We start from the raw sequence: 15,248 nt of genomic DNA on the forward strand, positions 1-15,248 counted from the left end.
CGTCGAGATCATGCAACCGCTAAATGAACATCCGGGAGGGTAAGGTCCCGATGATGGAGCGGCGCGTGCTCGAGGCGATCATCTATGAACGCGAGCCGCCGATCGCTCGGATCATTTTGAATCGGGTCGAAAAGGCCAACACCAAGGACGCGGTCCTGGTGACCGAAGTCGACAATTGCCTGCACGAGGCGGACCGCGACAGCGAGATCAAGGTCGTCATCCTCAAGGCCAACGGCAAGGGTTTCTGCGGTGGCCACGTGGCTCGGTGGGAGCCGGATGAAAACCCCTATCCAGACTTCGGCAATACCTTCGAGGATCTGTACAAAGGCACCGCCGACCTCTTCCTCTGGCCGACGCTGTACTTGTGGGAGTTCCCCAAGCCGACAATCTCGCAGATCCACGGTTATTGCATGGGCGGCGGGATCTATCTCGGCTTGTTGACCGACTTCTGCGTGGCGTCCGACGACGCGTACTTCCAGATGCCGCTTGCCCAAAGCCTCGGAGAACCCGGCGGGCACACCATGATTGAGCCGTGGTTGCTGATGAATTGGCATCGCACCATGGACTGGTTGCTGCTGGCGCCGACGCTGTCCGCCCAACAAGCCCTCGACTGGGGGCTGCTGAACAGGGTGGTCCCGCGGGAAGACCTCGAGGACACGGTCGAGGAAATGGCGCGCAAGATCGCCCAAATCCCGTTGACCACACTGATGGCGGTGAAGAACAACGTCAAGCGCGCGTGGGAGTTGATGGGGATGCGCGTACACCTTCAGGTCAGCCACATCCTGACCAACATGGTCGGCGCCGCGTCCGACGTCCAGGCGCGCCGCGTAGAGCTCATGCAGTCGGGGATGAAGCCACGCGAATTCGTCGACCGCGATGAAAAGCCAGGCGCCGCCCCAGTGTGAAGCTGGCCGCGCACTCGCTGTTGAACGTGAAGCGGGCCGCACACTCGGCCGGAATGCTTTAGTGCTGGCCGGCGATTTTGCGCCCGGCGGCATGGCGCGCGGCGACGTAGCCGAAGACCATCGAGCTGGCGATGCTCGCGCCGGCACCCGGATACTTGCGTCCCATCACCGTCGCGGTGGTATTACCCGTCGCGTAGAGGCCGTCGATCACCCGGTCCTGCTGGTCGAGCACTTGGGCGTACTCGTTGGTGATCACGCCCCCGCACGTTCCGACGTCCGCCGGGAGAACCCTCGTCGCGTAGTACGGCGCGCGCTCCAGCGGGCCGATCGCGGCGTTCGGCCGATACCCCGGATCGCCCAGGCAGTCGTTGTAGGCCGACTGGCCGCGCCCGAAGTCGGGATCCAGGCCCCTAGCGGAAAAACGGTTGAATCGCTCGACGGTGCGCGACAGCTCGTCGGCGGGCAGACCGATCCGGCGGGCCAGGTCGGCGATCGTGGTGCCCCGTTTGACCGCACCGTTGTCGATCAACTCGGCGGGCAGGTGTTGACCGCGCTTCAGTGGATTGGCGCTGGTGACGTATCGGCGCACGTATCCTTCGTCGAAAACCATCCAGCAGGGCACCGCTTTGTTGGCGTACATCGCCTTGCCGACCTCTACGTAGGAGTTCGACTCGTTGCAGAACCGCCGCCCGGTCGAGTCGACGTAGATCGCGCCGGGGCGCTGCCGTCCCGAGCCGAGGGAGGCGGCGATCGCGCCTCCGTTGGCGATGAAAACCGAAGGCAGCCACCAGGCTTCGTCGAGGAGATCGGTTTGGGCACCCAACCGCATCGCCGTCTCGAGCACTTCGCCGGTGTCGCCGGCGTTGGCAATCGACCACTGAGCTTCGTTCGGCTGGTCGCCGCTGTAGCGGCGTCGCATCTCCTTGTTGTGGCCGAAGCCGCCGGCGGCCAGCAGGACGCCCCGCCGTGCCTCGATGTTCAACCCGACGCCGTCCCGATTGACCCGGGCGCCGACGACGCGGCCGTCCTCGACGATCAGGTCCACCATCGCGGTATTCGTCCACAGTGGCGGCTGATTGCCGCCGAGGTCGATCAGCGCCTTGAGCATCTGGGCGATCAGCGAGGATCCGTTGGTGAGGATCTGGGCCCGGCGTGCCCGGGCCGCCGCGGTACGCAGGAAGACCTTTGTCGCCACCGCGAATGCACGCGGCGCGCGGTTGAAGTACTGAACCGAACGCAGCTCGTTGGTGAGCACCACGTACCCGTAGTTCTTCGCCAGCGGCGGCTGCACCTTGTCATGCCAGTTACCGAGCTCGGCGGCGTCGAAGGGGATTCCCTCCACGGCCCGGCCGGACTCGTTGCCGCCCTTGTGATTCGGGTAGTAGTCGCTCCAGCCGGCACAGCGGATCAGCCGAACACCCTTGCGGATCAGGAAATTCATCATCTCGTAGCCGGCGGTGAGAAACATCTCGCGACGGGCCGGCGAGGAAGCCGCACCGATATCGCCGACAACGTCGGCCAAATAGGCCAGGCCGTCTTCGTGCGAGTCGGCGATGCCCTCGGCGCGCATCAACGGGTTGTTCGGCAGCCAGACGATACCGCCGGACAGCCCGGTCGAACCGCCGATCAGGGCTTGCTTCTCGACGATCAGGGGCTCGAGCCCGCTGTCCAGTGCGGCCAACCCCGCCACCATGCCGCCACCGCCGCTGCCCGCGATCAGCAGGTCCACCGAGCGGTCCCATGCGATGGTCATCGTGGCCCCGAGGTGAAACCGAGATCCGCGATCGGCACGTCGATGGTGGTGTTGGTCTTCTGAATCGCCGGAACCAGCGCGTCGTAGGGCAGGCCCGCGAGGAACCCGTCGATGACCCGTTCGAAGTTCGAAATCAGTCCTTCGATCTGGTCCGACAGCCGCATGTATTCAAACCCCTTTGAGTGCAATCCTTTTTGCTGACGTGGCAAGTTGGAGAAATCCTGGGCGGGAATCGGTGGCCAACGCGGGTCGTCGGGCGCCATGGGTTCCGGTGGCGTGGGCCGGCCCGCGGAAAGGTCACAGGGGAAACGGGTCAGCGACCAGATCTCGAATAAGGTCTCTTCGGGGCCCAGCGGGCGGATCCGGTACGACGAGGCGCTGCTGTAGGTCGGCAGAATGAAGTGGTGGGGGAAGCAGAATCCGATCGCGTCGGTAATCCCGCGGCGGACCAGGTCGTTGAGATCGGGCATGACGCTGCCGCGGGCACGATGCCAGTTGACGACGGCGTCGTTGAGGGCGCTGCGCCATCCGGCCATCGCCGCGGCCGGGTCCACCGGTAGTTCAATTGTCTGCAGGCCCTCGGCGATACGGATGTCGTTCTCGTGGGTCATGCCTCCCATGCCGTCGCCGAGCGTGCGCATGAAGTAGAGGCTGCTCTGCACCACCGGATGTACCGCAGCCGACGGCGACCCGGACTGCGCCGACGGCAGCAGTTGCGGATGCGTCTGCGGAACGTGGTAGCCCTCCATGAATGCCGCCGTCGCCAGTTTCCAGTTCACCGGAAGTCGACAGGACTGCCACCACTCGGTCCGCAGCGTTTCCACGTTCCAGGCGTCGTAGATCGACGCGAACGGTTCCATGCAATCCCGCAGCGCCGGCGCACCGTTGTCGAGGTTGATCCACGCGCAGCCACCCCACAGCTCGCACCTGACCGAAACGAGTTCGAGGTCAGCCGGGCGCATGTTTTCCTCGGTGAAGGCCTCGGGCCGCAAGACGAACGTGTTGCGGCCGTCGATGCCCCAGCACCAGCCATGGAACGGGCATACGAAGGTACGTCGATTTCCATTGCCTTCCACCAGCTTTACTCCGCGATGGCGGCACGCGTTGTGATAGGCCCGGACATTTTCGCTGTCGACTCGCACCACGATGATCGACTGGTCGAGGATTTCGTACTCGGCGTAGTCGCCGGGCTTGGGTATCTCCTCGAGCCGGCAGGCCATCTGCCACACCCGGGGCCACAACATCTCGGTTTCCAGCGCGTAGAAGTCTGGGTCGTAGTAGCGCTGCTTGGGAATTCGGTCGGCGGCCTGGACTGCCCACGGCACCGGCAACGCCGACCAATGCGCCCCTGCCTTGTCCGCGGCTCGTCTCGAACCAGTCTCTACAGCCATCTCGCCATCCCTTGTGTCAGCGTCACACGATCCGTGATGCCCGCCCCTGCCAGTAACGTTCGCGAATGCGCCTCTTGTAGAGCTTGCCGTTCGGATCTCGAGGCAGTTCCGGGTCGAATTCCACCGTGCGCGGGCACTTGTAGCCGGCCAGGTGGGCTCGGCAATACGCGATGAGCTCGGCCTCGAGGTCGGGGCCGGGGGACACCCCGGCGACCGGCTGCACGACGGCCTTCACCTCTTCACCGAACTCGTCGTTGGGAACGCCGAAGACCGCGGCATCAACCAACTTGGGATGCATGACCAAGAGGTTCTCCGCCTCCTGGGGGTAGATGTTCACCCCGCCGGACACGATCATGAACGTCGACCGATCGGTCAGGTACATGTACCCGTCCTCGTCGACGTACCCCATGTCTCCCAGGGAGCGCCAACCGCGGTCGTTGTATACCGAGGCAGTCTTGGCGGGATCCTTGAAGTACTCGAAATCGGGTCCACCTTCGAAGTAAAGCTCTCCAGCCTGGCCGGTGGGAAGCTCTTGTCCATCGTCGCCGACCACATGCACCGGGGCCATCGGTTTGCCGACTGAGCCGGGGTGGGCGAGCCACTCCTCGGGGCCGATCACCGTTCCCGCGAATCCCTCTGTGCCGCCGTAGTATTCGTGGATAATCGGCCCGAACCACTCCATCATCGCCCGCTTGACGTCCACCGGGCAGGGGGCGGCCGCGTGGATCACGCACCGCAGGCTCGAGATGTCGTATCGGCGCCGCACCTCCTCGGGCAGTTTGAGCATCCGCACGAACATCGTCGGAACAAACTGGGCGTGTGTCACGCGGTGGGTGGCGATCAGCCGAAGGACGGTCTCCGCGTCGAACTTGCGCATCATGATCGACGCGGCCCCGACGCGGTTGACCGCCATCGCGTAGTTCACCCCGGCCGCGTGATACAGCGGTGCGGGGGACAGGTACACGCTGGCCGGGCTCATGCCGTAGCGGTGGGTCAGCGCCATCTCCAGGACGGCCTGCGCCCAGGACCCGTTGCCATCGGCCGGCAGTGGTCGGCGGACCGCCTTGGGCCGTCCGGTGGTGCCCGACGAGTAAAGCATCTCCGATCCGTCCGACAGCGGCGGCGCATCACCCGCCGCTGCGAGCGCGTCCTCGTATCGGCACCAACCGGGCATCGTGACCCCGATGGCTATATGGACGTCGACCGCCGTGTTCACCTCGCGGACGTGCGCGGCGATGTCGGGCATCTCGCCGTCGACGAACACCGCCTTCGCGTCGGAGTCACCGATAACGTAGGAAACCTCGTCGGGAGTGAAATGGGTGTTGACAGCGGTGTAGTAGAGACCGGAAAGCTGGCAGCCCCAAGTGATTTCGAAGAATTCCGGCCGATTCGGCAGCACCAGTGCCACGCCGTCGCCGCGGCGCAGCCCCGCATCGTGCAGCGCAGCGGCGACCCGTTGGCTCCTTGCATACAATTCGCCGAACGAGATCGCGCCGCCGTCGGCAATCAGGGCCGGCGACTGTGTGGCCGCGATCGCGTGGTCGGCGATGTTCACCAGCAGACCTACGTCGCTGCGGCGCCGTCGGTCTGTGCGGCCGCGGCGGCCTGCCGCCGGGCGTGCTCGGACGGCAACACCTTGTCCTTGAACACGGTCTGAATCAACTGTTGTACGTCCTTGCTGATCGAGGCGAGCGCGACGAGGTCGTTGGAGCTCTGCCAGTGCACCCGCATTCCCATCAGTTCCCACGCCCGCTTCAAGTTGGCCTTGGTGAGCATCAGCGTCGTCAACGGTGCCTGGGCGATGTGGCGGGCGACCGCGTCCACGCGGGCGTCCAGGTCCTCGCGCTTGACCACCTCGTTGACCAGGCCGACCTCCAACGCCTTCTTGGCGTCGATCACCTCGGCGGTGAACAGGTAGTAGGCGGCGCGCCGCCAGTTCATGAACACCCAAGGCTCGATGGAACATTCACCGGATGGCATGCCGAACCCCTGCAGCGGCGGGTAGGAGAAGTAGGCGTCTTCGGAGGCGATGACGATGTCTGTGGTCAGGCCCATGTGCGTACCGCCGCCCACACAGTAGCCGTGCACCTGCGCGATGGTGGGCTTGGAGAACTCCCACAGATTCAGGGTCGGCTTGACGAACAGATCCGACTGCGCCTTCCACGGGTGACCTGTCACCATGGCGTTCTCCACGAACGCCGGATAGTCGACGGCGTTATTGCCGATGGCGTGTCCCGAGCAGAAGCCCTTCCCGTTGGCTTTGAGAATCAGCACCTTGATGTCGTAGTCGCGGTCGGCGTCCAGCAGCGCGGCATCGACTTCCTCGGCCAGCTTTTGGTCCTGGGCGTTGGCCTTCTCGGGCCAGTTCAGCGTGATGCGGGCGATCGGGCCTTCTTTTTCGAAGATGATTCTCTCGCGGGTCTCGTTGAGATCCATATGGCTTACCTTTCTTCGTTATGAGGTGATGACGCCGATTTCGGTGCCGATGTCGTAGGTGGTCCCGACCTCGCCCGTCCACTGCACGGTGCCCGACGCTCCGGCTTCGATTTCCTGTTCCACTTTCTCGGTGGCGATCACGTAGATCGGCGTGCCGGCCTCGACGTGCTCACCGGCGTCGACCAGCAGGCCGGTGAGTTCGGCTTCGGACACCGCGACCGATACCCGGGGGATGCGAATAACGAAGTCAGACATGCGTGTTCGTCCTCGCAAGGGTGCTTCCCAAGGTACGCAGCGCCGCTTCGACGACGCGTGCCGGCGACGGATAGACCTGCGCCTCGAGCGCCGCCGCGGCCGGGTTGGGCACGAACCGGGCGGCCACCCGCTCGACGGGTGCGGCGAGCTCGCCGAACAACTCGGATCCCAGCAGCGCGGCGATCTCTGCACCCGGGCCGGCGAATTGGACTGCGTCGTGCACGATGACGGCTCTGCGGGTACGTCGACCGGAGTCGACGATGGTCTCGACGTCCAGCGGCACCAGGGTGCGCAGATCGACGACTTCGGCACTGACGCCGTGGTCGGCCAGGGTGTCAGCCGCCGCGAGCGCGTCGTGCACGCTACGTCCGTAGCTGATCAGTGTCACGTCGGTGCCCTGCCGCTTGATGTCGGCCTGGCCGAGCGGAATTGAGAATCCGGGATCGAGCGGAACCGGCCCCTTCTTGCTTTGCAGCCGGATGGTTTCGATGAACAGGCAAGGGTCTTCGTCGAAGATCGCCGCCGTCAGTAGGCCTTTGCCGTCGCGCGGCGTGGACGGCACGATCACCTTCATCCCCGGGATGTGCATGAACCAGGCTTCCAGGCTCTGCGAATGCGTCGCACCGGTGGCCAGCCCGGCATACACCTGGGTACGGATCGTGATCGGCGCCGTCGTTCGTCCGGCGGTCATGAACCGAAGTTTGGCCGCGTTGTTGATCAGCTGGTCGGCGGCGATGCCGATGAAGTCCATGATCATGATCTCGGCCACCGGCAGCAGACCGTCGATCGCGGCGCCGATCGCCGCACCGACGATCGCCGCTTCCGAGATCGGAGTGTCCAATACCCTGTCGTGGCCGTATTTCGTCGACAATCCCGCGGTCGGTCCCGACGCGCCGGGATCGGCGATGTCCTCACCGAGCAGGAACACTCGGTCGTCGGCCCGCAGCGCCTGATCCAGCGCGAGGCTCAGCGCCTCGCGCATCGTCATCTCTTTCTCGTCCATGTCTATACCGGGAACTTGATCGCAGTTGCGTACACGTCTTTGTCGAGTTCGTCGATCGTGGGGGCCTCGGCGCTGATCACTGCCTGCAGGGCGGATTCCACTGTGGCCAGCGCCTCGTCGTCAATCCGCGCGAGCTCCTGCTCGTCGTGGCTGCCGATGTCGACAAGGTGCCGGCGGAACCGCGGCACCGGGTCGGCAGCCATCGCCGCTTCCAGTTGCTCCTTGGGGATGTAGGGCATTCGATCGCCGAAATAGTGACCGCGGAAGCGGAATGTCACACACTCGATGAAGGTGGGCCCGGCGCCGTCCCGCGCCCGCTGCAGTGCCTCGTCCAGCGCGGCTTTCACTGCCAGCGGGTCGTTGCCGTCGACGCGAACGCCCGGCATGCCGTATCCGGCGGCCCGGTCGGCCACGTGCTCGATCTTCATCGTGTCCTGGGTCGGCGTCATCTCGGCGTACAGGTTGTTCTGGCAGACGAACACGAGGGGCAGGTCCCAGAGCGCGGCCATGTTGGCCGCCTCGTGAAACGAGCCGGTGTTGGTGGCACCATCGCCAAAGCTGACCACGGTGACGCGATCGAGGCCCTTGCGCTTGGCAGCCATCGCCAGCCCCACGGCCACCGGCGGTCCGGCGCCGACGATTCCGGTCGAAAGCATCACGCCCACCTCGGGTTTGGCGATGTGCATGGTGCCGCCTTTGCCGCGGCTGGCGCCGACGGTGCGTCCCATCATCTCGCCGTAGATCTCCTCGAGGGGGACTCCCTTGCCGATGAGATCGTGCAAACCGCGGTAGGTGGTCACCAACTGGTCGTCGGGTCGCAGCGCGACGCCCATCGCGGCGGCGATCGCCTCCTGACCGCGCGAAGGCCAGTACACACACATGAATTCGCCGGTGCCGATGCCCTTGGAGAGCCGGTCATCGGCCGACTTCATCAGCACCATCAGTGCGTACAGACGCCGTTGAGCGTCTTTGTGCGTGTCGGGGGATTCGGCGTCGGTCATCGTATAGTTCCGTTGCCGTACAACCGGATCGATACCACCGCCGTCATGCGCCCGACCATGGCTTGACCTTCAGGAAGCCGCCGCCGTCGACGCGCAACTGCTGTCCGGTGATATAGCGTGCGGCATCCGAGGCGAGAAACAGCACCGCCTCGCTGATGTCCTCCGGTTCGACATACGGGATCGGCATCGCCTGCACGAACGGGAAAATCGGTTCGGCGTCCTCGCGGGTCGGCTCCTTCAAGTCCGGCCGGAACGCCCGATACATCGGTGGGCTGTGCAACATATCGGTGTTGACGTTCGTCGGGTGTACCGCGTTCATCCGGATGGAAAACGGGGCCAGCGCCAGGGCGAAGTCGTTAACATAGTGCGCGGCAGCAAGTTTCGCGAAGGCATATCCGGCTCCGCCGGGACCGCCGTCGATGCCGGTGGTGTTCATCGACGACATGAATGCGGCGTTGGAGCCGATCACGATGATCGACGCGCCGGCCCGCAGGTGCCTGATGCTCGCGTGCACGAGATTGAGCACGCCGACCAGGTCCACATCCACGGCGTCGGCGAACGCCTTCGGCGGCAGACCGGCGGTGAGCGGGCAGATGCCCGCGTTGGCGACCACGATGTCGAGGTGGCCGAGTTCGGCGACACCCTCGTCGATCGCGGTGGACAGGGCCATCCGGTCGCGGACGTCGGCGATTACGGTGAAGGCCCGCTGCCCTTCCTTTTCGACCAGGCGCGCCGTCTCGTCCAGATCCTGCGGCCTGGCCAACGGGTACTCGTTGGTGTCGATGTCTTCGCAGAGGTCTACCGCAATGATGTCGGCCCCTTCCGCGGCCAGCATCCGCGCGTGTGACCGTCCCTGGCCCCGTGCGGCGCCGCTGATGACGGCGACCTTGCCCGCTACCCTGCCCATCGCCCGTCCTTCGTCCCGGTGCCCATCGCCGTGTCTGTTAGCGAGACCCAAAGCTGCTCGCTACCAAGGGAGTTTCGCCGGCCGGCGCAAGTTTCTACGCCGCTGGGGACAGTCGGGCGGCTGCCGCAAGCGCCGCCGCCCCACACGTTTACCGCATCGGGGACGGGGATCTGACCAACGATCGGCTCCATTGCGTCTCTTCCACGAGAACCTGCGCGTGGCTGTGGCCGGGCAATATCCATTAGAGTAACTAGAATATCTAAAATAGCAAGGACAGTTCCGGACCGAGGGGGTTGGCGATGTCAGGCGTGCACGGTGGTGTCCTGCAAGGGGTGCGGGTCGTGGAATTGGCGTCATGGACCTACGTGCCGTCGGCCGGTGCCGCCCTGGCGGACTGGGGCGCCGACGTCATCAAAGTGGAGGGCGTCACGTTCGGTGACCCGGGGCGAGCTCTGGTCGTCGGCGGATTCACCCGCGCGGCGGCCCGGCCGGACGCCGACTTCATCCTCGAGTTGGGCAACCGCGGTAAGCGCAGCATCGGGATCGACATCAAATCCGAAACGGGTCGCGAGTTGTTCGGCCGCCTGCTGGCCACCGCGGATGTGTTCCTGACCAATTGGCTGCCGGGCGCACTGGAACGAGCCCGATTGACCGTCGACGACATCCGCGCGTTCAACCCGAAGATCATCATTGCGCGCGGCACCGGTCTGGGGGTCCGGGGCCCGGATCGCGACCGTGGCGGGTTTGATGCCGCCACCTACCTGGCGCGGGGCGGCGTCGCTTACACGCTCACACCGTTCGGGACCGAGACGCCCGCCGTACAGGGCCCCGGTTTCGGCGACCTACAGGGTGGCGCGACGTTGGCCGGCGGCGTGTGCGCGGCGTTGTTCCACCGGGAGCGCAGCGGTGAACCGGCGATTGTCGATTCCTCACTGCTGGCGCAGGCGATGTGGTCGATCGCGCCGTCGATTTCGGCCGCCGATTTCTTCGACATCGACGGCATTCCGGGGGCGCCGCCCGGACTGGCCATCAATCCGCTTGTCAACCGGTACAAAACCAAGGACGGCAGGTGGATCCAGCTGGTCTTCTTGCAACCCGACAAATTCTGGGTCGGGTTCTGCGAGCGGATGGGCCTTTCGGGGTTAGCCACCGACGAGCGGTTCGTGCCGTCCAGCAACCTGATCGCGAACGCGGCCGCGGCGACCGAGATCGTGGCGAATGCGTTTGCCAGCCACGACCTCGCGCATTGGCAGCAGGTGCTCGAAAAAGAACCAGGAGTGTGGGGCGCACTGGCCACGCCGCGGGAGACGCTCAACGACCCCCAAGTCGAACCCAACGGCTACGTGGTGACAAACGTTGACGATTACGGCGAGAAATACCGAATCGTTGCTGCCCCGGTCCAATTCAACGAAACTCCGCCGCTTCCTGCGCGCGCTCCAGAACACGGTCAGCACACGGAGGAAATTTTGCTCGAACTCGGCGTGGACTGGGACGAGATCGCAAAGGCGAAGGACCTCAACACCATCCTGTGAGGTAGCACCGGCGCATACGCATGCTTGCCAAAAGCGTTCTGCGACTAGCGGTTAGGTGGGTCTATCGGCGGCAATGCGATTTCCGTTATGGGGATTGGTGTCGGATTTGGTATCGACACGGTCACGAGCACATATCGATGTGCACCGCGGTATGGCATAACGGCGACATTCCACAAATCATGGCACAGTGCGCCTTTGAGAATCGCGATGGCGAGTTATGCGTTCTCGCGCGGATTCTCGTCCGCTATGTGGGGTAGCGGGTTTCGTTAAGGCACTACAGGAGGTATGCGTAGCATGGCGAACTGGGTTCCCGCACACACTTCGGGCGGCCCGAACTCAAGCCGGATTCTCGACACCGCGCGGGGAATCATCATCGGACTTCGCCGATGCCGGTCGGAGACAGCCTTCGACGAACTGCACACTGCGGCAGTGCGTCACAAGGTGCCGGTATTCGCGATGGCTTGGGCGCTGGTGCACCTCGCAGGCGAGGGGGAGAAGACATCCAGCTTTCAAGAGGCGCAGTCGGCCGCGCGCCACGAGTGGGGTCAACTGTTCACCGGAGCGGCAGCGCTGAGCTGTTGAGAAGTGATCAAGAACTTGGCGCGGCCGGGGTCCCTGGGGGGTACCACGGCCGTGCCAACTCATCTCAAGAACCCATCGACGGCAAGCCTTTGGAGCACGACGTCTTCCCGCTCGAGCTCCAGTGGCCGTCACGAGGCTTGCGACGCCGCCGAAAAAGAATCGGACAGGCGATAACGCCGTTGAGGTGATTCGATACGGCCCTAATGACTTGGGATGGCAACGTGATCGACGCAGTCGACGCGCAACTCGTCAACCGGCAGGGGAGTGTCATAGAACCTGCACCAATATTTGCGATGTCGTGCGTCCACGATTTCCAGCTGGACGCACGTGCTGCAGGCCCGGCTGACCGGGATCAGATCAGCGTCGTGCAATTCCCCGAGCAGCCTTATCAGGCCGTCGAGAAGCACCTCCGCATCGGCGCGGTCGAGTCGTGACGCGGCGACCTCTGCTGGGGCCGTCCACCGAGACACCGTCGCCGCGGCGCGGCGTCCCTCCGGCGTGAGCACCAGCTGCTGACTGCGACCATCGCGGGGGTCACGGCGGCGCTCCACCAATTTCTTGCGCAGCAAAGCGGCGACGGCGTCACTCACGGTGGGGTCCGAGACGTTCAGCTCCCGGGCCAGCGCGGTGCTACGCGGCGTGGGCGGAGGTCCGACGTGCAGCCACCCGAGTACTCGGAGCTGCGTACTGGACAGATCGTGCCGCTCGGCCGCCCGCCGCGCCAGCACATGTAGCGAATCACCGACGCGGTCGAGCGCGGCAATGATCTTGGAATCCAGACTCGGGTGGCGTTCCCCGTCGTGCTTCAGGAGACGGTCCCGGCCAGAGCGCCAGCCGGCGCTGTCTTGATGAGGGGATCGATGCGGTGCACCGGATCACGCATGCGGCGGGCTCCTCCTTGAATTCGTGTGCGGTGCTCAATATTCCACTGCACATCGTGGCGATCAGCGCGTCAATGATCACCGGTACAAATCAGGATGATCGGATATGTAGGACTCCTTTGTATCTTAGCTACGCTGTACCAGGTATCGACAGCCCGATGCATCGCCGCACCGGCTCACACCAAACAAGGACTTGCCGATGCCCAAGCTATTGCGCAGCGACTGGTATGACCTCGCGCGAGACACCAACTGGACGTTCCGCTATGTGGCCGAAGAAGAGGTATTTCCCGAAGGCCTCTCGGGAACCCACCGGGTCGCAGGCGAGGCCTGGCTGAAATGGGACGAGCCGTACAAGATCAGTTACCGCGAGTATGTGCACAACCAAGTCACCAAGGACACCACCACCTATTCGCTGAAAAACACCGTCAGCCGTTCCAAGCTGTTCGACTCGCTCGATCCCGGCTGGAAATCGGTGATCGTCGCCCACTACGGCGCCATCACGATGCCCGAATATCTGGCGTCGATCGCCGAGGCCCGAATGGGACGGTTCGGCCGCTCCGCGGCCTGGCGCAATACCGCCACGTTTGGCACCCTTGACGAGGTCCGGCACGGCCAGATTCAGGCGTTCTTCCCCTACGGGTTGCTCGACAAAGAGCCACGCGGAGACTGGGCGCTGAAAGCCTTTCACACCAACGACTGGATCATCCTGGCGGTCCGTTACCTGTTCGACGACATGTTCGTCGCCAACGACGCCGCCTCCATCGCCTTGCAGTTGACCTTCACCCTGGAAACCGGCTTCACCAACCTGCAATTCCTTGGTATGGCCGCCGACGCGATCGACGTGGGTGACCTGGAGTTCGGGGCCCTGATCTCGTCGATTCAGACCGATGAAGCACGCCACGCCCAACAGGGTGAGCCCACGATCAAGGTGCTCATCGAGAACGGCGAAAAAGAGTGGGGTCAGTTCCTGATCGACCACATGTTCTGGCGCTCCTGGCGGATTTTCGCGCTGCTGACCGGATTATCGATGGACTACTACACGCCGCTGGAAAGCCGCCGGATGTCGTTCAAGGAATTCATTGAAGACTGGGTCGTCAAGCAGTTCGCCGATCAGTTCCGCGATTTCGGCCTGGACTACCCCTGGTATTGGGAGGAGTTCATCAACGAGCTCACCTGGTATCACCACGCCATTCATCTAGGTGTGTGGTACTACCGCCCGACGGTGTGGTGGAACCCCGACGCCGGCGTCTCGGAAGCCGAACGGCTTTGGCTGGAGGAGAAATACCCCGGCTGGAACCGCGATTTCGGGCGGAACTGGGACGTCATCACCGAGAACGTCCGCAAGGGGGATATCGCGGCGACGCTGCCCGAAACGTTGCCGATCACATGCAACCTGTGCCAATTGCCCGTCGTGCGTTCCGCCGGGGTCACTCGAGGGGCGCACACCGACGCGGCTCCGCTGACCCACATCCACGACGGGCGCAAGTATCTCTTCTGCTCCGAACCGTGCCGGTGGATCTTCGTGCAACGGCCCGAGCGGTTCGCCGGGCACCAGTCGCTGATCGATCGCGTGCTCTCCGGCGAGATCAGCCCGCCCGATCTGGGCACGGTGCTGCAGTACATGGGCCTGTCGGCCGAAGAACAGGGCCAGGACGCCGACAACTATGCCTGGGCACGGCAACGTTAAGGAGGCAGAGGGTGTCGCTACTTCCCTTGACCGCGCTCTTCGAGGGCGACGTGCTCGAGCTGCTGATCCCGGTGGACGACGGTGACACCGTCGAGCAGGTGGGCCAACAGGTCGCCCACCACGTGGTGGGGCATCGCGTGGCCGAAAGAGACGCCCCCATCCGGGTCCGCCATGACGGACGGATCCTGGCTCCGGAGGCCATCATTGGCGCCTCGGGGGTGCGGCCCCTGGATCATCTCGAGGTCTTCTACGGTGCCTGACGGCAGTCTAGGCCGGACAGCCGACTGGAAAGTCGTGGCTACCATCGACGATCTCTGGGAGGGCGATGTCGGCGAGTTCTATGCAGACGATGTGCCAATCCTTTTGGTGCACTTGCGAAGCGGTGAGCTACGGGCATTCGCGGGCAGCTGCCCGCACGCGGGATTCCCGCTGGCCCACGGTGACGTCGACGGAGGAGTGTTGACCTGCTCCGCGCACAGCTGGGAATTCGACCTCGACACCGGCGCGGGACTCAATCCGGACAACTGTCAACTAAAGCGCTACCAAGTCCGTCGCGACGGTGACCTCATCGCGGTGGCGGTACCTCAGAACGGAGCCAAACCATGACGTCGTCCGTCGAAGAGCCGAAGCTTGTCGGCCCGATCGTGCGGGGCTTCGACCCCGACATCGTCGCGGCCCTGACCGAGGCGATCGAGGTCGACAACCCCGGAGCCGAGATCGTCATCGAAGACCACGCCGGCTACGTCCGCATCCACGCGCCGTCCTTCCTCAAGGTCACCCGTGGAAGCCTGGAATCAGCTGCCGGCCAACCAATTCCATTAGCGTCATTGGAGCCCGCCATCGCCGGATTTGCCGGGCGGATGCGCTATGTCGGCGATGACGAACTGCAATGGTATCTAGAACGGAAGGACTGAG

General features: G+C 64.3%; 16 protein-coding genes. 7 read left to right on the forward strand and 9 right to left on the reverse strand.

Annotation, left to right across the window (positions count from 1 at the left end; translation table 11 throughout):
* The first annotated feature begins 53 nt into the window (after positions 1-53).
* Positions 54-905, forward strand: a complete 852-nt coding sequence (locus OK015_RS15000; RefSeq protein WP_268132760.1) for an enoyl-CoA hydratase-related protein — start codon at positions 54-56, stop codon at positions 903-905.
* Positions 906-963: 58 nt separating this feature from the next.
* Here OK015_RS15000 and OK015_RS15005 read toward each other — a convergent pair whose 3' ends face one another.
* From OK015_RS15005 to OK015_RS15040, 8 genes are read right to left on the reverse strand one after another with little or no spacing between them, the layout of a single operon-like run.
* Entirely contained in the window at positions 964-2,658 is a 1,695-nt protein-coding gene (locus OK015_RS15005) for an FAD-binding protein (protein ID WP_268123956.1), read from the reverse strand.
* Complete coding sequence (locus tag OK015_RS15010; protein WP_268123958.1) at positions 2,655-4,049, reverse strand: aromatic ring-hydroxylating oxygenase subunit alpha; 1,395 nt, start codon at positions 4,047-4,049, stop codon at positions 2,655-2,657. The genes OK015_RS15005 and OK015_RS15010 overlap by 4 nt, the downstream gene beginning before the upstream one ends.
* Before the next feature lie 22 nt (positions 4,050-4,071).
* Complete coding sequence (locus OK015_RS15015) at positions 4,072-5,604, reverse strand: acyl-CoA synthetase (RefSeq protein WP_268123960.1); 1,533 nt, start codon at positions 5,602-5,604, stop codon at positions 4,072-4,074.
* A gap of 8 nt (positions 5,605-5,612) precedes the next feature.
* Positions 5,613-6,485, reverse strand: coding sequence for an enoyl-CoA hydratase-related protein (locus OK015_RS15020; protein ID WP_268123962.1), 873 nt, complete (start codon positions 6,483-6,485; stop codon positions 5,613-5,615).
* A gap of 18 nt (positions 6,486-6,503) precedes the next feature.
* A complete protein-coding gene (locus tag OK015_RS15025) occupies positions 6,504-6,740 on the reverse strand; it encodes a biotin/lipoyl-containing protein (protein ID WP_268123964.1) in 237 nt (78 codons plus the stop codon).
* Positions 6,733-7,743 carry an alpha-ketoacid dehydrogenase subunit beta gene (locus tag OK015_RS15030; protein ID WP_268123966.1) on the reverse strand — a complete coding sequence of 337 codons (1,011 nt, stop codon included), beginning with the start codon at positions 7,741-7,743 and terminating at the stop codon, positions 6,733-6,735. The genes OK015_RS15025 and OK015_RS15030 overlap by 8 nt, the downstream gene beginning before the upstream one ends.
* 2 nt (positions 7,744-7,745) lie before the next feature.
* Complete coding sequence (locus OK015_RS15035) at positions 7,746-8,744, reverse strand: thiamine pyrophosphate-dependent dehydrogenase E1 component subunit alpha (RefSeq protein ID WP_268123968.1); 999 nt, start codon at positions 8,742-8,744, stop codon at positions 7,746-7,748.
* A 43-nt stretch (positions 8,745-8,787) separates the two neighbouring features.
* Positions 8,788-9,651, reverse strand: a complete 864-nt coding sequence (locus OK015_RS15040; RefSeq protein ID WP_268123970.1) for a mycofactocin-coupled SDR family oxidoreductase — start codon at positions 9,649-9,651, stop codon at positions 8,788-8,790.
* A 299-nt stretch (positions 9,652-9,950) separates the two neighbouring features.
* On the opposite strand from OK015_RS15040, the gene OK015_RS15045 reads away from it, so the two are divergent.
* Complete coding sequence (locus OK015_RS15045; protein WP_268123972.1) at positions 9,951-11,183, forward strand: CaiB/BaiF CoA transferase family protein; 1,233 nt, start codon at positions 9,951-9,953, stop codon at positions 11,181-11,183.
* A 294-nt stretch (positions 11,184-11,477) separates the two neighbouring features.
* Positions 11,478-11,765 (forward strand): ANTAR domain-containing protein, encoded by a 288-nt coding sequence (locus OK015_RS15050; protein WP_268123974.1) that lies wholly within the window; start codon positions 11,478-11,480, stop codon positions 11,763-11,765.
* Positions 11,766-11,965: 200 nt separating this feature from the next.
* Here the strand turns inward: OK015_RS15050 and OK015_RS15055 are convergent, their stop codons facing one another.
* Entirely contained in the window at positions 11,966-12,493 is a 528-nt protein-coding gene (locus OK015_RS15055) for a MarR family winged helix-turn-helix transcriptional regulator (RefSeq protein WP_268123976.1), read from the reverse strand.
* Between the two features lie 352 nt (positions 12,494-12,845).
* Here OK015_RS15055 and OK015_RS15060 point away from each other — a divergent pair, with 352 nt between their 5' ends.
* From OK015_RS15060 to OK015_RS15075, 4 genes are read left to right on the forward strand one after another with little or no spacing between them, the layout of a single operon-like run.
* The gene (locus OK015_RS15060) at positions 12,846-14,333 is read left to right on the forward strand and encodes a YHS domain-containing protein (RefSeq protein WP_268123978.1); all 1,488 of its coding nucleotides are present in this window, start codon (positions 12,846-12,848) and stop codon (positions 14,331-14,333) included.
* Positions 14,334-14,344: 11 nt separating this feature from the next.
* On the forward strand, positions 14,345-14,593 hold the full coding sequence (locus OK015_RS15065) for a toluene-4-monooxygenase system B family protein (protein ID WP_268123980.1): 249 nt from the start codon (positions 14,345-14,347) through the stop codon (positions 14,591-14,593).
* Positions 14,586-14,939 (forward strand): Rieske 2Fe-2S domain-containing protein, encoded by a 354-nt coding sequence (locus OK015_RS15070; RefSeq protein WP_268123982.1) that lies wholly within the window; start codon positions 14,586-14,588, stop codon positions 14,937-14,939. Before OK015_RS15065 ends, OK015_RS15070 begins: the two co-directional genes overlap by 8 nt.
* Positions 14,936-15,247: an MmoB/DmpM family protein gene (locus OK015_RS15075; protein WP_268123984.1), complete on the forward strand. Its 312-nt coding sequence runs from the start codon at positions 14,936-14,938 to the stop codon at positions 15,245-15,247. The genes OK015_RS15070 and OK015_RS15075 overlap by 4 nt, the downstream gene beginning before the upstream one ends.
* Position 15,248: the final 1 nt, after the last annotated feature.

The organism is Mycobacterium sp. Aquia_216 (assembly GCF_026723865.1).
In the GTDB taxonomy this organism is placed as follows: Bacteria; Actinomycetota; Actinomycetes; order Mycobacteriales; family Mycobacteriaceae; genus Mycobacterium.

Bases quoted from the DNA above. Each gene is read 5' to 3' on its own strand.
- OK015_RS15075 (WP_268123984.1), top strand. From the start codon at position 14,936: ATGACGTCGTCCGTCGAAGAGCCGAAGCTTGTCGGCCCGATCGTGCGG.
- OK015_RS15060 (WP_268123978.1), top strand. From the start codon at position 12,846: ATGCCCAAGCTATTGCGCAGCGACTGGTATGACCTCGCGCGAGACACC.
- OK015_RS15040 (WP_268123970.1), bottom strand. From the start codon at position 9,651: ATGGGCAGGGTAGCGGGCAAGGTCGCCGTCATCAGCGGCGCCGCACGG.
- OK015_RS15050 (WP_268123974.1), top strand. From the start codon at position 11,478: ATGGCGAACTGGGTTCCCGCACACACTTCGGGCGGCCCGAACTCAAGC.
- OK015_RS15025 (WP_268123964.1), bottom strand. From the start codon at position 6,740: ATGTCTGACTTCGTTATTCGCATCCCCCGGGTATCGGTCGCGGTGTCC.
- OK015_RS15035 (WP_268123968.1), bottom strand. From the start codon at position 8,744: ATGACCGACGCCGAATCCCCCGACACGCACAAAGACGCTCAACGGCGT.
- OK015_RS15005 (WP_268123956.1), bottom strand. From the start codon at position 2,658: ATGACCATCGCATGGGACCGCTCGGTGGACCTGCTGATCGCGGGCAGC.
- OK015_RS15010 (WP_268123958.1), bottom strand. From the start codon at position 4,049: ATGGCTGTAGAGACTGGTTCGAGACGAGCCGCGGACAAGGCAGGGGCG.
- OK015_RS15020 (WP_268123962.1), bottom strand. From the start codon at position 6,485: ATGGATCTCAACGAGACCCGCGAGAGAATCATCTTCGAAAAAGAAGGC.
- OK015_RS15030 (WP_268123966.1), bottom strand. From the start codon at position 7,743: ATGGACGAGAAAGAGATGACGATGCGCGAGGCGCTGAGCCTCGCGCTG.
- OK015_RS15000 (WP_268132760.1), top strand. From the start codon at position 54: ATGGAGCGGCGCGTGCTCGAGGCGATCATCTATGAACGCGAGCCGCCG.
- OK015_RS15045 (WP_268123972.1), top strand. From the start codon at position 9,951: ATGTCAGGCGTGCACGGTGGTGTCCTGCAAGGGGTGCGGGTCGTGGAA.